3 protein-coding genes are annotated in these 1108 nt (G+C 58.5%); all 3 read left to right on the forward strand.

All coding sequences use genetic code 11. From position 1 onward, the window contains the following. The coding region (locus RBB32_RS21290) for a type II toxin-antitoxin system PrlF family antitoxin (RefSeq protein ID WP_306155762.1) at positions 1–234 on the forward strand (234 nt) is incomplete at its 5' end. Next, positions 231–749: a type II toxin-antitoxin system YhaV family toxin gene (locus tag RBB32_RS21295; RefSeq protein WP_306155763.1), complete on the forward strand. Its 519-nt coding sequence runs from the start codon at positions 231–233 to the stop codon at positions 747–749. The genes RBB32_RS21290 and RBB32_RS21295, both read left to right, overlap by 4 nt. A gap of 82 nt (positions 750–831) precedes the next feature. After that, positions 832–984 (forward strand): StaA, encoded by a 153-nt coding sequence (locus RBB32_RS21300; protein ID WP_306155764.1) that lies wholly within the window; start codon positions 832–834, stop codon positions 982–984. Positions 985–1108: the final 124 nt, after the last annotated feature.

Consider the following 1108-nt stretch of genomic DNA (forward strand, 5'->3'; position numbering starts at 1 on the left):
GGCGACCAGATTCGTTACTGCACCGAGCCGAGTGGCAGGGTCTATATCGAGCCCGTGCGCAGCGACGAGGAAGATCCCGTGCTCGGAGCCTTTCTCGATTTTGTCGAGGCCGATATCAAGGCGCATCCGGACCGCATTCGGGCTTTCGATGGGGCTTTGCATGACCGTCTTGCAGCACTGGTCGGAGACGTTGATGTCGATCTCGATGCGCCGCTATCGCTCGAGGATGAATGAGCGGCGATAGCGTGCCCGCCCAAGCGCCCCTTGTCGTGAATGGATGGTCGATTTATGCGCACCCACTCTTTCTGGACCAGCTCGAAGGGCTGGTCGAGGAGGTAGAGGCGCGTAAGGCTCGCGATCCCAAGACCTGGCACAAGAAAAACCCAACGAAACGGCTGGCCGCCATCTTCAAGCTGGTCACCGAGGCCATACCTGCAGATCCGGGTGCCGCCGCTTTCCGGCAAGGCGGCACACTAGGCGATCACCGCAAGCACTGGTTCCGGGCGAAATTCTTCCAGCAGTATCGGCTATTCTACCGGTTCAACAGCGATGCGAAGGTCATCGTGGTGGCCTGGGTGAACGACGAAAAGACCCTGCGCGCCTACGGCAGCAAGACGGATGCCTATGCGACGTTCAAGGGGATGCTGGAAGATGGCAATCCACCGGACAATTTCGACGCGCTCTTGAAAGAAGCAGCGGCGGCGGACAAGCGGTTCGAGACGTCTCTTGAAGCGGCACCCGATCGGTAAGTGGCCCGGCTTGCTGTGCGCGTTGTAGACTTGCTCGATGACCTCGGCTAGCTGCCGGATATCGGGCTCGAGGAGAATTTCTATGGCTACTGATGCGAATGCGTATGACACGTGGTTTCGAATGAAGGTAAAAACCGCGCTTGAGGATGCACGCGCCGGAACTTCACAGGTTCAGGTGATGCAGGCCGCACAGGCATTGATTGATGCGAAGCGCCAGGGCCAATCCAAGCCCTGACCAAGCCTTGGAGGTCAGCGCGGTCTGACCTCATCACCCCGAAAAGCAAAAGATGCCGTAATGGGGCTTTCGGCGAATCGAGCACGTTTCGCTTGTTTGTCAGCATGATCTGAAGTGCCGTTGC

This window comes from Roseovarius sp. MMSF_3281, assembly GCF_030733685.1.
In the GTDB taxonomy this organism is placed as follows: Bacteria; Pseudomonadota; Alphaproteobacteria; order Rhodobacterales; family Rhodobacteraceae; genus Roseovarius.